This window comes from Streptomyces sp. NPDC088194 (assembly GCF_040702025.1).
Lineage (GTDB): Bacteria > Actinomycetota > Actinomycetes > Streptomycetales > Streptomycetaceae > Actinacidiphila.
In genome coordinates this window covers 1-21,913 of record NZ_JBFBIV010000008.1, presented here as the reverse complement: position 1 = coordinate 21,913, position 21,913 = coordinate 1, and the positions used below count along the sequence as shown (strand labels likewise).

General features: G+C 73.0%; 17 protein-coding genes. 15 read left to right on the top strand and 2 right to left on the bottom strand.

Translation table 11 applies throughout. The features are described 5' to 3' along the window. The first annotated feature begins 491 nt into the window (after positions 1-491). From AB0399_RS06065 to AB0399_RS06030, 8 genes are all read left to right on the top strand, one after another. Positions 492-2,072 (top strand): ABC transporter substrate-binding protein, encoded by a 1,581-nt coding sequence (locus AB0399_RS06065; protein WP_366410394.1) that lies wholly within the window; start codon positions 492-494, stop codon positions 2,070-2,072. Between the two features lie 31 nt (positions 2,073-2,103). Beyond that, the gene (locus AB0399_RS06060) at positions 2,104-3,165 is read left to right on the top strand and encodes an ABC transporter permease (protein WP_366410393.1); all 1,062 of its coding nucleotides are present in this window, start codon (positions 2,104-2,106) and stop codon (positions 3,163-3,165) included. A gap of 3 nt (positions 3,166-3,168) precedes the next feature. Beyond that, positions 3,169-4,059 (top strand): ABC transporter permease, encoded by an 891-nt coding sequence (locus tag AB0399_RS06055; protein ID WP_329363320.1) that lies wholly within the window; start codon positions 3,169-3,171, stop codon positions 4,057-4,059. Then, complete coding sequence (locus AB0399_RS06050; RefSeq protein ID WP_366410392.1) at positions 4,056-5,027, top strand: ABC transporter ATP-binding protein; 972 nt, start codon at positions 4,056-4,058, stop codon at positions 5,025-5,027. Before AB0399_RS06055 ends, AB0399_RS06050 begins: the two co-directional genes overlap by 4 nt. Before the next feature lie 167 nt (positions 5,028-5,194). Continuing rightward, positions 5,195-6,007 (top strand): ABC transporter ATP-binding protein, encoded by an 813-nt coding sequence (locus AB0399_RS06045; protein WP_329373762.1) that lies wholly within the window; start codon positions 5,195-5,197, stop codon positions 6,005-6,007. Between the two features lie 114 nt (positions 6,008-6,121). Next, positions 6,122-7,462, top strand: a complete 1,341-nt coding sequence (locus AB0399_RS06040) for an NtaA/DmoA family FMN-dependent monooxygenase (RefSeq protein ID WP_329363316.1) — start codon at positions 6,122-6,124, stop codon at positions 7,460-7,462. An 11-nt stretch (positions 7,463-7,473) separates the two neighbouring features. Beyond that, positions 7,474-9,381: an FAD-dependent monooxygenase gene (locus tag AB0399_RS06035; RefSeq protein WP_366410391.1), complete on the top strand. Its 1,908-nt coding sequence runs from the start codon at positions 7,474-7,476 to the stop codon at positions 9,379-9,381. Positions 9,382-9,574: 193 nt separating this feature from the next. Beyond that, the gene (locus AB0399_RS06030; protein ID WP_366410390.1) at positions 9,575-10,714 is read left to right on the top strand and encodes an LLM class flavin-dependent oxidoreductase; all 1,140 of its coding nucleotides are present in this window, start codon (positions 9,575-9,577) and stop codon (positions 10,712-10,714) included. 9 nt (positions 10,715-10,723) lie between these two features. On the opposite strand, the gene AB0399_RS06025 is transcribed toward AB0399_RS06030, so the two are convergent. Further along, on the bottom strand, positions 10,724-11,956 hold the full coding sequence (locus tag AB0399_RS06025) for an ROK family transcriptional regulator (RefSeq protein WP_366410389.1): 1,233 nt from the start codon (positions 11,954-11,956) through the stop codon (positions 10,724-10,726). A 201-nt stretch (positions 11,957-12,157) separates the two neighbouring features. On the opposite strand from AB0399_RS06025, the gene AB0399_RS06020 reads away from it, so the two are divergent. The 6 genes from AB0399_RS06020 (at position 12,158) to tkt (ending at position 18,668) form a co-directional block, all read left to right on the top strand. Then, positions 12,158-13,180: a substrate-binding domain-containing protein gene (locus AB0399_RS06020; protein WP_366410388.1), complete on the top strand. Its 1,023-nt coding sequence runs from the start codon at positions 12,158-12,160 to the stop codon at positions 13,178-13,180. Continuing rightward, on the top strand, positions 13,177-14,187 hold the full coding sequence (locus tag AB0399_RS06015; protein WP_366410387.1) for an ABC transporter permease: 1,011 nt from the start codon (positions 13,177-13,179) through the stop codon (positions 14,185-14,187). Before AB0399_RS06020 ends, AB0399_RS06015 begins: the two co-directional genes overlap by 4 nt. Continuing rightward, a complete protein-coding gene (locus AB0399_RS06010) occupies positions 14,184-15,005 on the top strand; it encodes an ATP-binding cassette domain-containing protein (protein WP_366410386.1) in 822 nt (273 codons plus the stop codon). Before AB0399_RS06015 ends, AB0399_RS06010 begins: the two co-directional genes overlap by 4 nt. Next, a complete protein-coding gene (locus tag AB0399_RS06005) occupies positions 15,002-15,709 on the top strand; it encodes a nucleoside/nucleotide kinase family protein (RefSeq protein WP_366410385.1) in 708 nt (235 codons plus the stop codon). The genes AB0399_RS06010 and AB0399_RS06005 overlap by 4 nt, the downstream gene beginning before the upstream one ends. Then, a complete protein-coding gene (locus AB0399_RS06000; RefSeq protein WP_366410384.1) occupies positions 15,706-16,473 on the top strand; it encodes a glucose 1-dehydrogenase in 768 nt (255 codons plus the stop codon). The genes AB0399_RS06005 and AB0399_RS06000 overlap by 4 nt, the downstream gene beginning before the upstream one ends. A gap of 92 nt (positions 16,474-16,565) precedes the next feature. Continuing rightward, positions 16,566-18,668 (top strand): transketolase, encoded by a 2,103-nt coding sequence (gene tkt, locus AB0399_RS05995; RefSeq protein ID WP_366410383.1) that lies wholly within the window; start codon positions 16,566-16,568, stop codon positions 18,666-18,668. A gap of 359 nt (positions 18,669-19,027) precedes the next feature. Here the strand turns inward: tkt and AB0399_RS05990 are convergent, their stop codons facing one another. Further along, on the bottom strand, positions 19,028-20,812 hold the full coding sequence (locus AB0399_RS05990) for a phosphatidylglycerol lysyltransferase domain-containing protein (RefSeq protein ID WP_366410471.1): 1,785 nt from the start codon (positions 20,810-20,812) through the stop codon (positions 19,028-19,030). Between the two features lie 376 nt (positions 20,813-21,188). Here AB0399_RS05990 and AB0399_RS05985 point away from each other — a divergent pair. Continuing rightward, the coding region (locus tag AB0399_RS05985; protein ID WP_366410382.1) for a hypothetical protein at positions 21,189-21,913 on the top strand (725 nt) is incomplete at its 3' end.

The following is a 21,913-nucleotide window of genomic DNA, read 5'->3' as shown; positions in this document are numbered from 1 at the left end:
TGACAGCCGCTCGCCGTAGCCCACAAGATGTGCAGCATGCTCTCGACGCACCCTGGTGTGGTGTGCCGCTACGTGGACCTGCGGCGCACGTGCAGCGCCCTCTGTCGCTGACCATCCGTCACCCACGGTTCACCGGCGCCTGACCGCCCCCGGCGGTACCGGCCCCCCTTCGCGCCGCCGAGCGGCGCCCCCGCCGTTCCGCGTCACCGACGCCGCGCATCGGCGTGCCCCCTTTCCCCGTCCGGCCCGCTTCGCCTGCCCGCCCGGCCCCTGCTCGCCGCTGTGCGCCACCGACCCGCTCCCTGACCAACAGCACCTGAAACGCGGTGCGTTGGCCGAGGTGTGTCCCGACGCGTGCTCGTGAGCCGTACCGGCATGCCCGTACCGACCGCGCCGCGGGCCGGTGCGCTCCGGTACGGGCGCCGGGCCCGCCCTCCGCCCTGCCGCTCCTGCCCCGCCCCGGTCGGGAGTGCGTCGACAGAAAGTATGAGATGTCCATACGCATCGCCACCCGCCGTTCCGCGGCGGGCCCCCGCCTCCGCCCCCGCCCCCGTCCGCGGCTCGGCCGTATCCGGCTGGCTGCCCTCTCCGCCGTCCTCGTCACCACCGCGGGCGCCTCGCTCAGCGCCTGCGGCGGGCAGTCCGCGTCCGCGGGCGGCGGCGACACGCTGAAGTGGGCCTCCTCCTCCTTCCCGAGCCACTGGGACCCGGTGGTCAGCGGCAGCGGCGCCCAGTTCCGCGAACTCGCCCTGGTCTACGCCTCGTTGACGCGTACCGACGCCACCGGCAAGGCCGTGCCCGACCTCGCCAGGTCCTGGGAGTACAACGCCAAGGGCGACCAGGTCACCTTCCACCTGCGGCCCGGCCTGAAGTTCAGCGACGGCAGCGTACTGGACGGCAGCGCGATCAAGGCCGCCATCGAGCGGGCCAAGACGCAGAAGGACTCCGCGCTGTTCGGCGACCTGACGTCGATCAGGTCCGTGGACGCGAGCGGCCTCGACGTGGTCGTCCACCTCTCCCAGGTCGACTACCAGATCCCGCAACTGCTCGGCGAGCGCGTGCTCCAGGTCGCCAGCCCCAAGGCGGCCGCGAACCCGAAGAAGCTGGACCAGAGCCCGGTCGGCGCCGGGCCGTTCACCGTCACCCAACTCGTGCCGGGCACCAAGGTGCTGCTGAAGAAGAACCCGGACTACTGGGACGCGAAGGACATCCACATCGACAACGTGGAGCTGACCTCCGCCCCGGACGCCTCCACCGTCGTCTCCGGCCTGCAGACCGGCGTCTACAACTTCGCCGACATCGCGCCCAGCCAGGCCGACGCCGCGAAGAAGGCCGGCCTCGACGTGTTCGTGCAGCCGGGCTTCAACGCCGAGAACATCAGCCTCAACGTCAACAAGGCGCCGTTCACCGATGCCAAGGTGGTGGACGCCGTCCGCTACGCCGTCAACCGGCAGGAGTTCGTGGACAAGCTGACCTTCGGCTACGGCTCGGCCACCGACCAGCCGTTCCCCAAGGGCTACGTGGCCTACGACCCGAAGTCCGCGGACCTCTACCCGTACGACCCGGCGAAGTCGAAGCGACTGCTCGCCGAGGCGGGCTACCAGCCCGGCGCCATCAAGCTGACCCTGGTCATCCCGGCCGCGGACCCGCAGGCCGAGATCGTCCAGTCACAACTCGCCAAGGTCGGCATCACCGTCACCATCAAGGTCGACAAGAACTGGGCGACGCCGTTCTTCGCCAAGGACCTGACCTTCTCCCTGTACGGGACCACCGGGCGCGACTCGGCCCTCCAGACGCTCACCGCGCACTTCGGCCCCGACGGCCCGCTGAACCTCAGCACGCCGTACGAGCCGGCCGGCTTCGAGGCGGCGGTGGCGAAGGTCCGGCAGACCAGCATCGACTCGCCGGACTACCCGCAGGTCCTCCAGGCGGCGACCCGCGCGGGCCTGCAGAGCAAGGCGCTGGTCTTCACGTACTCCGCGCCGAACCTCTTCGCCAAGAGCAAGGCGCTGTCGAACCTGCCGAAGAACCCCGGCCACATCGACTGGACCGGCGTGACCCTCGGCCACTGATGTCCACCCAGCACAGAGAGGGGGCAACCCCATGACGACGACCACGACCACGACGGCGCCACCGGTGAAGGAGCGCCCGGCACCGGCCGGGCCCGCCCGCCACCGCGGGGTCGCCGCGGCCAGCGCCCGGCACACGCTGGGCCGGGTGACGGCCGCCCTCGCCCGATCCGCCGCGATCTTCGTGCCGGTCTTCCTGGTCGCGACCTTCGTGACGTTCGCACTGCGGTCGCTGAGCGGACTCAGCCCCGCGCGCATCCAGTTGGGCGAGGACGCGACTCCCGCGGCGATCCACCGGGTGGAGGCCCAGTGGGGCCTGAACCAGCCCTTCCTGGTCCAGTACGGGCACTGGTTCAGCGGTGTCCTGCACGGACAGCTCGGCACCAGCTGGACCAACGGCGCCGACATCTCCACGCTCATCGGCCTCGGCCTGGGCGTCAGCCTCTCCATCGCGACCTTCGCGCTGATCATCGGCGTCTGCGCCGGCTTCCTGCTGGGCACGGCGGCGGCGCTGCGGCACACCACCTGGGTGGACCGGGCGATCACCGGGTTCGTCACCCTGATCTCGGTGATGCCGGCGTTCGTGGTCGGCATCGTGCTCGTGGAGGTCTTCGCGGTCGGGCTGCACCTGTTCCCGGCGGCGGGCTACGTCCCCGCGGCGCAGGGCCTCACCCCGTGGCTGGAGCACATCACGCTTCCCGCGCTCGCCCTCAGCTTCGACGTGATCGCCGACGTCGCCCGGCAGTTGCGCACCAGCCTCATCGCGTCGTACCGGGAGAACTACGTCACCGGCGCGATCGTCCGCGGGCTCAGCCCGCGGCGGATCTTCTTCGGGCATGTGCTGCGCAACGGGATCGGGCCCGCGCTCGCCACGCTGGGGCTGAAGTTCCCCGCGCTGGTCGGCGCCTCCGTGGTGACGGAGTGGGTGTTCGGCCTCCAGGGGTTCGGCCGGTTCGCCAACGACTCGGCCCAGTCCGGCGACGTGCCGGCGGTGCAGGGCGTCCTGGTGGTGTCGATCGTGCTCGTCGTCGTCTTCAACCTGATCGTCAACCTGGTGCTGGCCCGCGTGACGCCGGCGTCCCAGCGGGGGGTGTGACGGATGTTCCGCCGCGTACTGTCGCTTCCCACCGGCCGGATCGCCGTGGCGATCCTCACCCTCATCGCGCTGCTCGCCGTCTTCGGCCCGCTGCTGGCGCCGCAGAACCCGCTGGGCACCAGCACCCACACGCTCGCGGCCGGCTCCGGCTCCCACTGGCTGGGCACGGACTACCTCGGCCGCGACGTGTTCAGCCGGCTGCTCGCCGGCTCCCGGGTCAGCGTGCTCGGCTCCCTCGAAGTGGCCGTGACCGCCCTGGTGGTCGGGGTGGTCCCCGGCATCCTGTCGGTGTACCTCGGCCGGGTCTTCGAGTGGGTCACCCTGCGGGTGGTCGACACGCTGGTCGCGCTGCCGTTCCTGCTCTTCGCCGTCGCGGTGATCGCGCTGCTCGGCAACGGCATCACCCAGGCCATGCTGGTCACCGGCGTGCTGGTCTCGCCGCTGTTCTACCGCGTCTCGCGCGCCGCCACCTTGACCGTGGCCCGCTCGCAGTACGTGGAGGCGGCGCTGATCTCCGGCGCCTCCGTCGGCTGGGTGGTCCGCCGCCACGTCTGGACCAAGGTGCTCCCGCCGATCGCGGTCGCGCTCGCCCAGACCGTCGGCGTCGGGTTCGTCATCGTCTCCAGCCTGACCTTCCTGGGGATCGGGGTCCAGCCGCCCGAGCCCACCTGGGGCGGCCTGCTCGCCTCGGACCTGGGATACCTCAGCTACCAGCCGTGGGCCCCGGTGGCCCCCGCGCTGCTGATCATGGTCACCGTCTGGGCCGGCAACCTGCTCGCCGACGCGATCCGGGACGTCTCGGGCGAGGCGGGCCGCGCGCTGGTCGACAACCGCAAGGTCCGCGCCGGCCGCCCCGACCGGACCCCACCCACTCCGGTCGGAGGCGCGTCATGACGGCACTGTCCGAGAACCTGTCCGAGAGCCCGTCGTCCACGCGGACCGCGGAGACGGAGGAGGCCGAGCAGACGCAAGGGGCCGCCGAGACGGCCGGGACCGCGGGCACGCCCGGCACCGCGCCCGCCGAGGCTCCCGCCGGGAGCCCCGAACCCGCCACCGTGCTCAAGGTCGCCGGCCTGCACATCACCGACCGGGCCACCGACCGCGAGATCGTGCACGGCGTCGACTTCGAGCTGACCCCCGGCAAGGCGGTGGGCGTGGTGGGGGAGTCGGGCAGCGGCAAGACCCTCACCTGCCGTGCCGTACTCGGCATCCTCCCCGCGCACTTCGAGATCTCCGAGGGCGCGGTCGAGATCGCCGGCACCGACATCGCCACCCTCACCCCGCAGCAGTGGACGCGGTTGCGCGGCGCCACGATCAGCGCGGTCTTCCAGGACCCGGCGTCCTACCTCAACCCGTCGATCAAGGTGGGCGCGCAGATCGCCGAGGTGGTCCGCGCCAAGAACGGGCTGAAGCGGGGCCCGGCCCGGCAGCGCGCCCTCGAACTGCTACGCGCGGTCCACCTGCGCGAGCCGGAACTGGTCTACGGCCAGTACACCTACGAGCTGTCCGGCGGGATGCTCCAGCGGGTCCTGATCGCCGCGGCGATCGCGGCCGGCCCGCGCGTGCTGATCGCCGACGAGGCCACCACCGCGCTCGACGTCACCGTGCAGGCCGAGATCCTCGACCTCCTGGCCGACCTGCGCGAACGCACCGGCCTGGCGCTGGTGGTGGTCTCCCACGACCTGGCCGTGGTCGCCCAGATCTGCGACGAGGTGCTGGTCATGCGGCAGGGCGAGGTCGTGGAGCACGGCCCGACCCGCCAGGTGCTGCACCACCCGCGCCACGAGTACACCCGGCTGCTCGTCGCCGAGCACGAGCAGTACGGCCTGGACAGGTTCCGTACGTCGAAGGAGGCGTCGTGACCGGCGCGCACCCGCAACTCCCGCCCGCCGCAGAGACGTTGGCGGGGCCGTCCGGCAGTCCGTCCGCCGGGCCGTCCGCCGGTGCCTCGGCCGGGCTGTCCGGCAGTCCGTCCACCGGGCCGTCCGCCGGTGCCTCGGCCGGTCCGTCCGCCGGTCCCGCCGGTCCGGTGCTCGCCATCGACGGGCTCGACGTCCACTACGGCCGGCGCCGGCGCCGGCGGCGCGCCCTGCACGGGATCACGCTGAGCGTCGCCCCCGGCGAGACCGTGGGCGTCATCGGCGAGACCGGGTCGGGCAAGTCCACCCTCGCCCGCGCCGTCCTCGGCCTGGTCCGCGCCTCGGCCGGCTCGATCGTCGTCGGCGGCGAGGAGGTGACCGGGTACGGCGCCGGCAAGTGGCGCGCCCTGCGCCGCCGCGGCGTGGTGCAGTACGTCTTCCAGGACCCGCTGCGCAGCCTCGACCCGGACCTCACCATCGCCGACTCGCTGGCCGAGCCGCTGCTGCTGAAGGGCGTCGCCCACGCCGAGGCGACCGCGCGGACCCGGTCCTTCCTCGCCCGGGTCCACCTGCCCGAGGACCTGCTCGACCGGCTGCCCGGCGAACTCTCCGGCGGCCAGCGGCAGCGCGTCGCGGTCGCCCGGGCCCTGGTCACCGAGCCCGAACTGATCATCCTCGACGAGCCGGTCAGCGCCCTGGACTCCGCGAACCGGGTGCAGATCCTGGAGATCCTCAAGGAGTTGCGCGGCACCGGCGTGGCCATCGTGCTGATCTCCCACGACCTGGGGTCCGTCGCCGGGATCGCCGACCGTATCGCCGTGCTCTACCAGGGCGAACTCGTGGAGGCCGGCGCCGCCCGCGACGTCATCGAGGAGCCGCGACACCCCTATACCCGCCTGCTGGTCAGGTCCGCGCCCACCCTGCACACCGCCCCGGCCGGACGGGCCGAGCGCGACGCCCTGCGCGCGCTGCTCGACGCCTGAACCCGCGCCGCTTCGCGGCCACCCCCGAACGGGCCACCCCACGGCCGCTCAACCGCCGCCCCGCGCCCGCCCCGAGCCCTGCCACCCACGTCTCATCACGGAAGAGGGAGAACCATGTCCCGCACGATCCACCTCGCGCTCCACCCCTACGGCGTCGGCGGCCCCGGCCAGCACGGCCTGTGGAAGGACCCGAGCGTCGCGAAGAACGCCAGCATCGACATCAACTACTACATCCGGCAGGCCCAGGCCGCCGAACACGCGCTCTTCGACGCCCTGTTCATCGTCGACAGCCAGTTCATCAACTCCACCTACCCGGCGCACTACCTCAACCGGCTGGAGCCGCTCACGCTGCTGTCCGCGGTCGCCACCCACACCAAGCACGTCGGACTGGTCGGCACCGCCAGTTCGACGTACAACTCGCCGTTCAACCTGGCCCGCCGGTTCGCCTCCCTCGACCACATCAGCGGCGGCCGCGCCGGCTGGAACGTCGTGACCAGCTTCGACACCGGCGCGTCGAAGAACTTCGGTCTCGAGGAGCACCTCGACTACGCCACCCGCTACGGCCGCGCCCTGGAGTTCGTCCAGGTCGCGCGCGGCCTGTGGGACTCCTACGAGGACGACGCGTTCCCCGCCGACGTCGAGCGCGACGTCTTCCTCGACCCGGCCAAGCTGCACGCGCTCGACCACGTCGGCGAGCACCTCAGCGTGGCCGGCCCGCTCAACCTCTCCCGCTCCCCGCAGGGCCAGCCGGTGATCTTCCAGGCCGGTGTCTCGGAGGAGGGCCGCGACCTGGCCGCGCAGGTCGCCGAGGGCATCTACGCGCCCGGCGGCGGCCTCCAGCAGGCCCGGGAGTACTACTCCGACATCAAGAAGCGCACCGCCGGATACGGCCGCGACCCCGAGCACATCAAGATCTTCATCCACGGCGGCCCGATCGTGGCCGGCACCGAGGAGGCCGCCCGGCGCCGCGAGCGGGAGATCTTCGAGGAGGACGACGACTTCGAGGGCAACCTCGCGCTCCTCGGCCGGTCCTTCGGAGCCTACGACTTCAGCGTGCACGACCTGGACGCGCCGTTCCCCGACGTCGCGCACCTGGCCGAGCGGGGCGGCCGGACCGGCGCGGGCCGGATCATCGAGCGGGCCCGGACCGAGAATCTGACGCTTCGTCAAGTAGCCAACTCCGTACGGGAGTTCCGCCGCTCACCGTTCGTCGGCACGCCGCAGGGCGTCGCCGACACCATCGAGGAGTGGTTCCACGCCGGCACCTTCGACGGCATCAACCTCGCCTTCCGCACCGAGGCCGAACTCGCCGCCTTCGTTGACGGAGTGGTGCCGATCCTCCAGCGGCGCGGGCTGTTCCGCACCGAGTACGAGGCCGACACCCTGCGCGGCAACCTCGGCCTGCCGGTACCGGCCAACCGCTACACCCGCGAGCGCCAGCTCGTGAACGACTGAGAGGCCGGCCGATGACCGCGTCCGTGGCACCGCTGTCCAGATCCCTGCCCCCGTCCGCCCCCGCCTCCTCCCCTTCGCCCTCCGCCCTCTCCCCGTCCCTCTCCCCGACCGGGGGGCGCGACGTGCACACCGTCCGGTTCCCGGTCGGCACGCCGCCGCGGTCGGTGGACGTGCTGATCGTCGGCGCCGGCCCGGCCGGCCTCGCCGCGGCGGTCGAACTGACCTCCCGCGGCGTGCGGGTGGCCGTCGTCGAACGGGCCCGCACCGCGACGCTGGTCCGGGCCGGCGCGATGGGCCACACCCCGCGCGTGGTGGAGCACCTGCGCCGCTGGGGGCTGCTCCAGCGGGTCCGCGACGCGTGGACCTTCCCCCCGGAGTGGAACCAGGGCATCAAACTGGTCACCTCGCTGGCCGGGCACGAACTGGTGCCGGTGCCTCGCCCCGACTTCCGAGGCACGCTCGGCGGCGGCCACTCGGCCGACGAGGCGCTGCGCCGGCCGCAGACCGTCTTCCAGCACGTCTTCCTCGAACACCTCGCCGAGCGCCGGGTGAGCGTGGCCGGCGGCTGGGAACTGCGCGGCCTGCGCCAGGACGAGGACGGCGTGGACGCCGAGGTCGTCGACGTCGACTCCGGCGAACCGCTCGTGATCCGGGCCGGATACGTCCTCGGCACCGACGGCGGCCGCAGCACCACCCGCCGGCTGGCCGGCATCGAACGGGACGGGGAGCACGCCACCGAGAAGCGGCTGCGCCTCATCGTGCGCACCGGCGACATCACCGAACGGGTCGGCGCCGCGCCCAGCGGCACCAACATCGTCTTCAACCCGCACGCGTCCGGCTTCCTCGCCGCCGTGAGCACCCGCGAGTGGCGGGTGTACGCGGGGCCGTTCCCGCTCGAACACGAGCCCACCGAGGAGGAGTTGCTGGCGACCGCGCGGGCCGCCTTCGGCTTCGACCTCGACCTGGAACTCGTCTCCGCCACGACCTTCTACCACGCCACCCGGATCGCCCGGACCTTCCGGCACGGCCGGGTGCTGCTGGCCGGCGACGCGGCCCACGTACGGACGCCCGGCGGCAACCTCGGCGAGGGCATCGGCGACGTGGTGAACCTCGGCTGGAAGCTCGCCGCGGTGCTCGGCGGCCAGGCCCCGCCCGCGCTGCTCGACTCGTACGACCAGGAGCGCCGCCGGCACAACTGGCGGATCGCCGACCACGCGCTCCAGCGCGCCCGCCGGGCCCAGGCCACCCTCGCCGACATCCGGGCCGGCGGTATCCCCGACGACGCCGACCTCGGCCCGGCCGCCGCCGCCCGCCGCGCCGAGATCGGCGAACGCCTGCGCCGGGACCGCCTCGGCGCGAACGGCGTCACCTTCGACGAGCGGTACGACGACTCGGCCGCGGTCTGGTACGAACCGGGCCAGCTCGACACCGAGCCCGCCTGGCGCCCGGACGTCTACGAGGACGACCCCCGCCCGGGCCACCGGGCGCCGGACGGACTCGTGGACCCCTACGGCGGCACCCTCTACGACCGGATCGGCACGTCCTTCGCGCTCCTCGTCCTGACCGACGCGCCCACCGACGTACGCGCGGACGCGCGCACGATCGAGCGGGACTTCGCCGAGCAGGCCGCGGCCAGGGCGCTGCCGTTCACGGTCATCCACCTGACCGACCCGGCGGCCCGCGCGCTCTACGGCACCGCGCACGTGCTGGTCCGCCCGGACCAGCACGTCGCGTGGCGGGGCGCGGAGCTTCCGGCCGGCGGCGCGGCGGCGGTCCTCAACCGGGTGCTCGGCGGAAGCGCCCACCGTGCGGCGGCGGAAGCGGAAGCGGAAGCGGAGGCGGAGGCGGAAGCGGAAGCGGAGGCCGCGGCAGACGGCCGGGCGGCCGGACTGGTGGAGGCGGGCGCCGCCGGCGAGTAGGCGGACGGACCGCGATGCGGGCGGGCCCGCGGCCACGCGAGCCCGCCCGTACACCGATGCCCGTACACCGATGCCCGTACACCGCCGCCCCTTTCAGTCAGGGCTTCGCGGGCCGCCGCCCGCGCCCTCTGCGAGAATCGGGGCGGCGCCGCCGACGCGGCGGACCCCGCCGCCGGGACCATGGAGGAAGCACGTGCCACCTGCCTCGGAGCCGCTGCGGAAGCTGGGCTTCCTGACCATCGGGCTGTTCGACGAGGCCGATCCGCGCGCGGGCCACGAATCGACGCTGCGCGTCATCGAGCTGGGCGAGCAACTGGGCTTCGACAGCGCCTGGGTGCGGCACCGGCACCTCCAGTACGGCATCTCCTCGCCGGTCGCGTTGCTCGCCGCGGCCACGCAGCGCACCAGCCGGATCGAACTGGGCACCGCGGTCATCCCGTTGGGCTGGGAGAACCCGCTGCGGCTCGCCGAGGACCTGGCCACCGTGGACATCCTCTCCGGCGGCCGGCTCAACCCCGGCGTCAGCGTCGGCCCGCCGATGCGGTACGACCGGGTCAAGGACGCCCTGTACCCGGACACGGCCGACGCCGAGGACTTCGGCTACGAACGGGTGCGGCGGCTGCTGTCCTTCGTCCGCGGCGAGCCGGCGACCGCGTCCGGCGCGACCGAGGGCTTCGAGGTGTTCTCGCCACGGGTCCAGCCGCACGCCGCCGGGCTGGCCGACCGGATGTGGTACGGCGGCGCGAGCCTGCGGTCGGCCCGCTGGGCGGGGGAGCAGGGCATGAACTTCCTGACCAGCAGCGTCGTCAAGGCGGGGCCGGCCGAGCGGGCGGGGACGGCCGACGGGTCAGAGGCGGCCGACGGGTCAGAGACGGCCGGCGGCTCCGGCGACTCCGGGGTGCCCGGCGGCTCCGGGGACTCCGGCGAGGCCGCGGCCACCGCCACCTTCGCCGCGCTGCAACTCGCGCAGATCCGCGAGTTCCGCGCGCACCACCCGGCGGGCGACCGGGCCCGGGTCTCCCAGGGCCTCGTGGTCATCCCCACCGACTCCGCGACGCCCGAACAGCGCGCGAAGTACGAGGAGTTCGCCCGCAAGCGGCTGCCGCGCACGGCCGCCCCGCAGGGACCGGCGCGGTTGCTGTTCGCCCCCGACCTGGTCGGCGAGTCCGCGCGACTCGCCGAACGGCTGCACGGGCACGCCGCGTTCCGCGAGGTCCACGAGGTCGCCTTCGCGCTGCCCTTCACCTTCGACCACGCCGACTACGTCCAGATCCTCACCGACCTCGCCACCCGCCTCGGCCCCGCCCTCGGCTGGCACCCCGCCGCGCCCTGAACGGGCGGCCTACAAGGTCGAGAAGGGGGCGGCGCCGACCGCGAGGGTGGCGTCGAGGGTGGCCGGGTCCAGCACGTGGTCGCGGACCAGGTAGGCGGCTCCCGCGATGCCGGCGCGGGACTTGTACTTGGTGGGCACGATCTGCAACTGGCGGGTGGCCAGCGGCAGTGAGCGCTGGTAGATGACCTCGCGGACGCCGGCCATCAGGTGGTCGCCGACGGTGCTGAGCCGGCCGCCGAGCACGATGATGTCGGGGTTGAGCAGGCTGGTCGCGTAGGCGACGGCCTCGCCGAGGACGCGGCCGGCGGTCCGGAGCGCGGCGACCGCGGTGCTGTCGCCGCGCCGCACCTGGTCGACGACGTCGCGCGCGTCCTGGCCCTTGGTCTGGCGGCGGTCGCGCAGGTCGCGGGCGAGCGCCCAGCCGCCGACCAGGGACTCCAGGCACCCCCGGTTCCCGCACCGGCACTGCGGGTCGCCGAACCCGCTGATGTGGATGTGCCCGATGTCGCCGGCCGCGCCCTGCGCACCGCGGTTGACGTGGCCGTCTATCACCATCCCGCTGCCGACCCCGGTGCCGGCCTTGATGTAGAGCAGGTGCGGCTGGTCGCGCCAGAAGCGGCGGTGCTCGGCGAGGGTGAGCAGGTTGACGTCGTTGTCGATGAGGATCGGGACCTGCCAGGTGCGGCGCAGGTGCCCGCGGATGTCGTAGTCGTCCCAGCCGGACATGATCGACCAGCCGAGCACGCGGCCGGCCTCGTAGTCGACCGGCGCGGGCAGCCCGAATCCGATGCCGGCGACCGGGGTGGCACCGAGGTCGGCGTGGCTGATCATGCCGCGCACCGTCGCCGTGATCGTGTCCAGCAGCGCCTCGGGGCCGTCGCCGACGGCGAGCCGTTCGACCCGCTCGGCGAGGATGCCCGCGTTGAGATCGGTGATCGCCACCCGCGTCCGCTGCTCCCCGATGTCCACGCCGATGATGAGCCCGGCGGCGTGGTCGAGGGTGAGCGCGCGCGACGGGCGACCGCGCGAGGGCACGCTCTGGTCGCTCTCCTTGAGCAGCCCCGCGGCGAACAGCGCGTCCAGCCGCTGACCGACCGTCGACCGGGACAGGCCCGTCAACTGGGCAATCGCGGTACGGGTGTTGGCCCTTCCGGTCGTGATCAGCTGCAAGATCCGCCCGGGGCCCTCCTCGGCCCGCCAGGGGGCCGGGCCGCTCGCGGCCGTGCGTGTCGTCTCGCTCATCTCGCTCCGCTCTCGGGACGTCGGACTGCACTGTAGTGAAGGGCCATTTATGTCGGCAACCATACAGAAGTAGTTTATTTTTGCTTGACAGCCGATCGAACGATCCGCAACATCGACGTAATCACCCGGTCATATCGACGCCCGTGGCGGGTTCCTCCCGCACCGAAGCCGAGTTGACGGCCCTGCGTCCAGGAGGACTCAATGAAGATCGTCCGACGTGCTCCCGCCTCCTTGCGGATCAAAGTCGCCGCCCTCACCGTCGCCTGTGGCGTGGCCGCCGTGGCGTGCGGGCCCGGTGGCTCCGGCGGCGGTTCCGGCGGGTCCCCGAAGATCGGGATCGTCGCGCTGAACCTGAGCAACCCGTTCTTCGGCACGCTGGAGAACGCCACCGAGAAGGCCGCGAAGGCCAAGGGCTGGAAGGTCATGAAGGCCGAGGCCAAGACCCCCGGGGACTCGGCGACGCAGGTGACCGCGATCGAGAACATGATCGCCAACAAGGTGAAGGCGATCGTGGTCACCCCGGCCAACGCGACGGCGCTCAACGGCGTGCTGAAGCAGGCCAAGTCCAAGGGCATCCTGGTCCTGACGGTGAACGCGGCGCTCGACCCGACCGACGCCGCGGACGCCACCTACGCCACCGACAACGTCGCCGCCGGCGAACTCATCGGGAAGTGGGCCAAGGCGTCCGCCCCGAAGGACCCGCATGTCGCCCTGCTCGACTTCGACCTCTCGGACAAGCCCGCCGCCGACCGCCACCAGGGGTTCCTCAGCGGGTACGGCATCACGTCCAAGTCGCCGGAAGTGGCCGGCAGCGCGCTGACCCAGGGCACCGAGGACACCGGCCAGTCCGCGATGGAGAACCTGCTGTCGGCGCACTCCGACATCAACGTCGTCTACACCATCAACGAGCCGACCGCGCACGGCGCCTACACCGCCATCAAGAACAAGGGCCTGGCCGGCAAGACCGTCCTGGTCTCCGTCGACGGCGCGTGCAGCGGCGTCGAGGACGTGAAGAGCGGTGCGATAGGCGCCACCGCCATGCAGTTCCCGGACAAGATGGGCGAGATGGCGGTCGACGCCGCCGCCGCGTACATCAAGGACGGCACCAAGCCGAAGAGCGGCGTCATCGACTCGGGCACGGCCCTGATCACCGACCACCCGGTGCCCGGCGTCGCCTCGCAGACCTCCGCCTGGGGCCTGAGCCACTGCTGGGGACCGAAGTGACCGCGACCACCCAGGACGCCGACGTGCTGGCGCTCGAACGGGGCGTCGGTCCCCGCCGGGACCTGCGCGGCCTCGCGTCCCATCAGATCGCCGGGCCGCTCGCGGCCCTGGTCACCGCGGTGATCGTCTTCGCCCTGTCGACGAGCACCTTCTTCAACTCCGACAACCTGGCCCTGATCGCGCAGCAGTCCGTCGTGGTGGGCACCCTGGCGCTCGGTCAGACGCTGATCATCCTGACCTCCGGGATCGACCTGGCCAACGGCGCCATCATGGTGCTCGGTTCGGTCGTGATCGGGAAGATGGCCGTGCACGGCGACCCGGTGGCCGCCGCGCTGGTCGGCCTGGTGGTCTGCGTCGTGGTCGGCTCGGTCAACGGCGTCCTGGTGTCGCTGCTGAAGCTGCCCCCGTTCATCGTCACGCTCGGCGTGATGTCGGTGGTCGCCGCCTCGTCCCGGCTCTACACCTCCTCGCAGAGCTACCCGATCAGCTCGGACTTCCTGACCTTCCTCAACCGGGGCCCGACGGTCGGCGGCGTGACCATCACCTACGGGGTGATGCTGTGGATCGCGCTCACCGCGGTGCTCGGCTACGCGCTCAGCCAGACCTCCTGGGGCGTACGGGTCTACGCGGTCGGCGACAACGACAAGGCGGCCGCGCTGGCCGGCATCAAGGTCAAGCGCATCCTGCTGAGCGTCTACATCGTGGCCGCGGTGATCTACTACTTCGCCGCCTGGCAGGCCCTGGGCCGCACCCCGACCGCCGACCCCAGCGGCTACACCAACGGCAACCTCGACAGCATCACCGCCGTGGTGATCGGCGGCACCAGCCTCTTCGGCGGCCGGGGCGGCGTGGTCGGCACGTTCATCGGCGCGCTCATCGTGACGGTGCTGCAGAACGGCCTCACCCAGGCGGGCATCGACTCGCTCTACCAGCAGGTCGCCACCGGTGTCCTGGTGGTCATCGCGGTCGGCGTGGACCACCTCGTGCGAAGGAGGCAGACCCGATGACCGGCTCCGAGAACGGCTCCGACACCCGGCCGAACGTGCTCCAGGCCCGCGGCCTCACCAAGCGCTACGGCCACGTGGTGGCCATGGACAACAGCGACTTCGACCTGCGCCCGGGCGAGATCCTCGCCGTCATCGGCGACAACGGCGCGGGCAAGTCCACCCTGATCAAGTCGCTCACCGGCGCGGTCGTCCCCGACGAGGGCACCTTGCACCTCGACGGCGAACCGGTGCACTTCCGCAACCCGCTCGACGCCCGCAACGCCGGCATCGAGACCGTCTACCAGGAGCTGGGCGTCGCCCCCGCGCTCGACATCTCGCAGAACCTCTACCTCGGCCGGGAGCAGCGCCGCAAAGGCGTACTGGGCACCGTATTCCGGCAGTTGGACAAGCGCGGGATGCGGCACGGCTCGGCGCGGCACATGGTCGACCTCGGTATCCGCATCCAGTCCATCGGCCAGAAGGTCGAGACGCTCTCCGGCGGCCAGCGGCAGGCCGTCGCCGTCGCCCGCGTCGCCGCGTGGGCGACCCGGGTCGTGGTCATGGACGAGCCGACCGCGGCGCTCGGCGTCCGCGAGACCAACCAGGTCCTGGACCTCATCCTGCGGGTGCGCGAGCGCGGCCTGCCGGTGGTGCTCATCAGCCACAACATGCCGAACGTCTTCCAGGTCGCCGACCGTATCCACATCCACCGGCTGGGCCGCCGGATCGCGCTGGTCGACCCGAAGGACACCTCCATGGAGGAAGCCGTCGCCCTCATGACCGGCGCCAAGTCGCCCGAGGACGTATCCATGCCACTGACGAAGGACGGACCACGATGAACCCCGCACCGACCGGCCGCGACGCCCAGCCGCCGCGCGGCGAGGCCGTCACCTTCGAGGAGCTGACCGCGGCGGCCCGCGCCCTGATCACCCCCGGCGGGCGGCGGATACTCGGCATCACCGGCGCGCCGGGATCGGGCAAGTCCACCCTCGGCGAGACCCTCGTGGCCGCACTCGACGGCCAGGCGGTGCTGGTCGGACTCGACGGCTTCCACCTGGCCGGCGCCGAGTTGGACCGGCTGGGGCGCAAGCCCCGCAAGGGGGCCGCCGACACCTTCGACGCCGCCGGCTACGTCCACCTGCTGCGCCGGCTGCGGGCCCGCGAGGACGCGACCGTCTACACCTCCTTCTTCGACCGGAGCCTGGAGGAGTCCATCGCCTGCGCCGTCCCGGTGCCGCGCGAGGTGCCGCTGATCATCACCGAGGGCAACTACCTGCTCGTCGACCAGGGCCCGTGGCAGCCGGTGCGCGAACTGCTCGACGTGTGCTGGTTCCTGGAGCCGGGCGAGGACGTCCGCTTCGACCGGCTGATCGCCCGGCACATGTCGTACGGGCGGACCGCCAAGGAGGCGTACGAACGCTCGCACGGCTCGGACCAGCGCAACGCCGAACTCATCGAGAGCACCCGGTCCCACGCGGACCGGATACTCCGGGTGCCCGCCGTGCGGACACCGTCCCGACCCACAGAAGAGGCAACCGCATGAGCGTCCTGGATCGATTCCGTCTGGACGGGAAGGTCGCCGTCGTCACCGGCGGCAACCGCGGCATCGGCAAGGCCATCGCGACCGCGCTGGCCGAGGCCGGCGCGTCGGTGGCGATCGCGAGCCGCGACGAGGACCGCAACCGCGAGGCCGTCGCCGACCTCGCGAAAGTCGGCGGCGCCGTCATCTCGACGAGGACCGACGTCACCAGCCGGGCCGACCTGGAGGCCATGCGCGAGACGGTCACCGGGCAACTCGGCCCGATCGACATCCTGGTCAACAACGCCGGCGTGGGCATCCACGGCGAGTCCCTGAGCATCGACGACGAGGACTGGGACCGGGTGATGGCCACCAACCTCGACGCGGTGTGGAAGGCCAGCCAGGTGGTCGGCGCGTCCATGGTCGAGCGCGGCACCGGTTCCATCGTCAACGTCGGCTCGATGTCCGGCATGATCATCAACCGGCCGCAGTGGCACGCCCCTTACGCCGTCTCGAAGGCGGGGGTGCACCACATGACCCGCTCGCTGGCCGCGGAGTGGGCGCCCCGCTCGGTACGGGTGAACGCGATCGCCCCCGGCTACACCAAGACCGAGATCTCCGACATCGACCTGCCCGAGTACAAGCACTACTGGATCGACGAAGTCCCCATGCAGCGCTACGCGCAGGCCGTGGAGATCGCCCCCGCCGCGCTCTACCTGGCCAGCCCGGCGTCCTCCTTCGTCACCGGCGAGGTCCTGGTGATCGACGGCGGCTACACCCTGTGGTGAACCCGCCCCGCAGCGGCCGGCGCACCCCGCGCCGGCCGCCGGTGCGCCGCGCCGGCCCACCCGCACGCCTCACCTCGTCGAAGGAGCGCCCCGTGACGGGCACCGCCGCACCCCAGCCCACCACCCCGTTCGTGTGGACCGAGCAGGACGCGCGCGCCGTCACCACCGCGCGGGTGCTGGCCATGGACGCCGTGCAGGAGGCCGGGCACGGCCACCCCGGCACCGCGGTCAGCCTCGCCCCGGCCGCCCATCTGATCTTCCAGCGGTTCCTGCGCCACGACCCCGCCGACCCGCAGTGGCCCGGCCGGGACCGCTTCGTGCTGTCCTGCGGCCACTCCAGCCTCACCCTCTACATCCAGCTGCACCTCACCGGTTACCCGCTCACGCTGGACGACCTGCGCGGGTACCGGAAGAAGGGCAGCCTCACCCCGGCACACCCCGAGCGGGGACACACGCCGGGCGTGGAGACCACCACCGGGCCGCTCGGCCAGGGCATCGCCACCGCGGTGGGCATGGCCATGGGCGCCCGCCGCGAGCGCGGACTGCTCGACCCCGACGCGCCGGCCGGCACCAGCCCGTTCGACCACCGGATCTTCGTGCTGTGTTCCGACGGCGACATGCAGGAGGGCATCAGCTCCGAAGCGGGCGCCTTCGCCGGCCACCAGCGACTCGGCGACCTCGTGGTGGTCCACGACGACAACCGCATCTCCATCGAGGGCAGCACCGAACTGGCCACGAGCGAGGACGTCGCCGCCCGCTACGCCGCCTACGGATGGCACGTGCAGAGCGTCGACCTCGCCGCCGACGGCGACATCGACCTGCCGGGCCTGTCCCGCGCGCTCCAGGCGGCGACGGCCGAGACCACCCGGCCCTCGCTGATCGTGATGCGCAGCATCATCGCCTGGCCGGTGCCCGGCGCGCAGAACACCCCCGCCTCCCACGGCTCCGCGCTCGGCGCGGAGGCGGTGCGCGCGGCCAAGACGGTGCTCGGCGTCGACCCCGACACGACGTTCGACGTGCCCGCGGGGGTCCACGCGTGGACCGCGTCCGCGGCGCGTGACGCGGGCGCCCGCGCCCACGACGCCTGGGACAAGGACTTCGCGGCCTGGGCCGACCGGCACCCCGACAGGCACGACCTGGTGCGGCGGCTGCGCGGCGGCCGGCCGCCGGCCACCTTCGACGGCGCGCGACCGGCGTTCGCGGCGGGCACCCCGGTCGCCACCCGGAAGGCGTTCGGCCGCGCGCTGAAGGCCGCCGCGGCGCAACTGCCGGAACTGTGGGGCGGCTCCGCCGACCTCGGCGACTCCAACAACACCACCGTCGACGGCGGTTCCTCGTTCCTGCCGGCCTCCAGCCCGCTGCCCGGCGCGGACCCCGCCGGGCAGACCATCCACTGGGGCATCCGCGAGCACTTCATGGCCGCCGCCATGAACGGCATCGCGCTGTCCGGGCTCAGCCGCCCCTACGGCGGCACGTTCCTGGTGTTCAGCGACTACATGCGCCCGGCCGTCCGCCTCGCCGCGCTGATGCGGCTGCCCACCGTCTACGTCTGGACCCACGACTCCATCGGCCTCGGCGAGGACGGCCCCACGCACCAGCCGGTCGAGCACCTCGCCTCGCTGCGCGCCATGCCCGGCCTCGACGTGGTGCGGCCGGCCGACGCCAACGAGACGGCGATCACGCTGTGGAAGGTCCTCGCCGGCCCGGCCCGGCCGACCGGATTCAGCCTCAGCAGGCAGGACCTGCCGGTGTTCCCCGACGACGGGGAGGGCTTCCACCCGGCCACCGGCGCGGTCCGCGGCGGATACGTCCGCTACGAGGCGCCGTCACCGGGCGCCGCGACCGACCCGGACGTGGTCGTCATCGCCACCGGGTCCGAGGTCGCGGTCGCGGTCACCGCGGCCCGCCTGCTCGCCGACGAGGGCGTCCGGGCGCGGGTGGTCTCGATGCCCTGCCGCGAGTGGTTCGACGAGCAGCCCAGGTCGTACCAGGACAGCGTCATCCCGCCGGCCGTCCGCCGCCGGATCTCGGTGGAGGCGGGCGTCAGCCAGGGCTGGCACGACCTGGTGGGCCTGGACGGGAGGACGATCGGGGTGGAGGACTTCGGCGCGTCGGCCTCGGCCGCCGAGCTCTTCGAGGACTTCGGGATCACCCCGCACTCCGTCGCCGCGGCGGCCCGGGAGCTGATGCGGTGACCCGAGCGCCCGGCGGCCGACGGGCTGCGAGCGGTCAGCGTCCAGGCCGGCGACGGGCGGGGCGCCGAGCCGTTGGAGCAGGCTGCGGGCGCCGCCGTGCGGGAACGGGACGGCCGTGCGGGAACGGGACGGCCGTGCGCGGCCGTCCCGGATACCCCGGGCCGGCCCGGGGCACTGACGGCGGGCGGGCACCGACGTCCGCCGTACCGCCTCGCGCGCCGCCGTACCGCCTCGCGCGGGGCGAACGGCCCCGGTGCGCCGCCGCGTTCGGCGGGCTTCGCCGTCGGGAGGCAGCAGGGTCGGGTCGTTCTCGTCGAGGCGGGGGGCCGCGCGAGGCGCGGGGAGCGCGGGCCGGCGGGCTACCGGTGCTGGGCGGTGGCCTCGCGCGCCTCGGCGGCGGTGCTCGCGCCCCGGGCGTCGTCCGGGTCCGCCTTCCCGCGCCGACGCAGGCGCGGCCGGGGCAGGTTGAGGAACGCCTCGGCCTGGAGCGCGGCGACGCTGATCCGGAGCAGGTCGCGGCCGGTCGGGTAGACCAGGAAGCGCGGCTCCCACCGCGGCTGGAACTTGGCGTTGAACCTGTAGAGCGACTCGATCTGGAACCAGCGGGACAGGAAGAGCAGCAGACCGCACCAGGCGCGCAACACCGGCCCCGCGCCCAGGCGTTCACCGCGGGCCAGCGCGGCGCGGAACATCGCGAAGTTCAGCGACACCCGGGTGATGCCGAGGTCGGGGACCTGCTGGAGGGCCTTGACGATGAGCAGTTCGTTGAGCCCCGGGTCGGCCTCCCGGTCGCGGCGCATCAGTTCCAGCGAGATGCCGTCCCTGCCCCAGGGCACGAAGTGCAGGATCGCCCGGATGTTCCCGCCCGGCGCGGCGGCACCGGCCTCCGGCTCCTTGTGGGCGGTGACCACCACGCAGTCGCCGTCGCCGCTGCCGCCGAAGCGGCCGAGCGCCATCGAGAAGCCGCGCTCGACCTCGGTGCCGCGCCAGGCCGCGGCCGCGTCGCGGATCTCCGCCTTCTCCGCCTCGGACAGGTCGCCCACCCGGCGCACCCGGCAGGTGTACCCGGCGCGCTCGATCCGGTTGACCATCTGCCGGACGTTGCGCATCGACCGGCCGGTCAGGCTGAAGGAGCCGGTGTCGATGATCGCCTCGTCGCCGATCTCCAACGCGGACAGGTTCGCCTCGCGCGCCCACACCTCGCCACCGGTCTCGCTGCACCCCATCGCCGCCGGCACCCACGCGTGCCGGGTGGCGGTGTCCATGAACTCCCTGATCGCGCCGGGCCACGCCTCCACGTCGCCGATCGGGTCGCCGCTGGCGAGCATCACCCCGGACACCACCCGGTAGGCGATGGCCGCCTTCCCCGACGGGGAGAAGCAGACGTTCTTGTCGCGGCGCAGCGCGAAGTAGCCGAGCGAGTCCCGCCCGCCGTGCCGCGCCAGCAGCGCGCGCACCCGCCGCTCGTCGGTCTCCTCCAGCAGCGGCACCGGCGAGGAGGGGCGCAGCGCGAGGTAGATGGTGGTGGCCGCGGTCAGCAGGCCGAGCCCGGCGAGCGAGTAGTAGACGAGGTCACTGGTGCGGGTGCTCGCGTACTGGACCGGGCCGCTGATGCCGACCAGGCCGTAGGCGACGTGCTGGAGCCGGTCGGTGAGGGGAGGGGTGCCGATGTCCGTCTTCGGGTGGGCGCTGACGATCAGCAGCCCGGCCCCGAAGCTGAACGCGGTCAGCGCGAGGAAGTTGACCACCGCGCGCCAGCGGGTGCGCGGATCGGACAGTGCGTGGAACTCGCGGTGCGCGATCAGCAGCAGGACGAACAGCACCACGGTGACCATGGCCGGAACCCGCTGGTGCCAGCGCAGCGCCTCCAGTACCGCGCCGGTCGGCAGCAGGACCATCACCGCGCGCCAGGCGCGCCGCTTCCGGCGGCGCAGGGCGTGCGCGAGCATCACCATCAGCACGCCCACGATCAGCGAGGCCGCCGTCGCCAGCGTGGACACCACGCCCGGCAGCGCCACCGCCAGCGTCTGCACCCGCGCCCGGCGCATGTGCGGGAAGATCGCCGCGAGGACGTCCAGCACCCCTGCCAGCAGGCACAGGTAACCGGCCACCGCCGGAACCCAGTCGTATCGGAAGAGCCGAATCCTGTTCCCGACGGAGCGGATTCCGGATGCCGCGGAGCCATTCACGAGCACAGCGTACGGCGTGCCGACGCCCATGACAGCCACCCGTTCGGCCCAGGCGCCGCCCGGATACGAGCAGGTCGGGCGGCCGTCGCGGGCCGAGCTGCGACAACTCCCGGGCGTGGCGCGGGCGGCGGGCGCGGCCGGACGCGCACCCTGGCCGGAAACCGGCGGTCACCGCCCCGAACGCCCCCGCGCCCAGCCCATATATGTAACCCCTGTGTGTGCGCCATGTAGCCAGGGGGTTAGATTCCGATGGGCACGATCGCGGACGCGGCGGTTGCTGGGAGGGGCATTGATCCGGCGAGACAGACAGGTGTACCCGCTCCGCGCAGGCGTGGCAGCAGCAACGTTCCTGTGGCGCACGCTGCGTCGCGAGTGGCAGGGCGTCATCGCCGATCCGGTGCGGCAACTGACCCGGCGAGGCCCGTCCGGGCTCCTGCTGGCCTGTGTCGCCGCGTTCGGCGTCATCTTCTTCCACGACCTGGCGCAGCGTCAGGCCGGCGCCGTGGCCGTACGGATACTGGGCGGCGTCTACGGCAGCCTCCCGCTGTGGCTGGAGCTGCTGCGCACGCCGGTGTCACTCTACGTCCCGGCGCTCGACCTGCCGGTGTGGGCGGGCATCACCCAGCTCTTCCTCGCCTTCGCGCTGGCCGAGTTGGCGCTCGGCCGGCTCAGGACCCTGTTCATCGCCTACGCGACGACGCTGGCCGGCACGCTCACCGTGCGGGTGATGATAGCGATGGGACCGGGCTGGTGGCGGCTGGGGCTGCCGCCGCAGACCGGGCAGGTGCTCGACACCGGGCCGTCGGCCGCGGTGGTCGGCCTGTTCACCTACATCTCCGTCATCCGCCGCGCCCCGATCGTCTTCGCGCTCACCGGCGGGTCCATGGTGTGGGAGTCGATCGCCGATCCCAACCTGGCCGGGCGCGAGCACCTCATCGCCGTGGCCACCGCGATGATCCTGGGCCTGTGCCACGGGCGCGGCCGGTGGTGGCCGGCGTTGAGGGCCCGGGGCGCGTCATGGCGGCATCCGATCGGTCCCGCGCCGCGGCCGGCCGC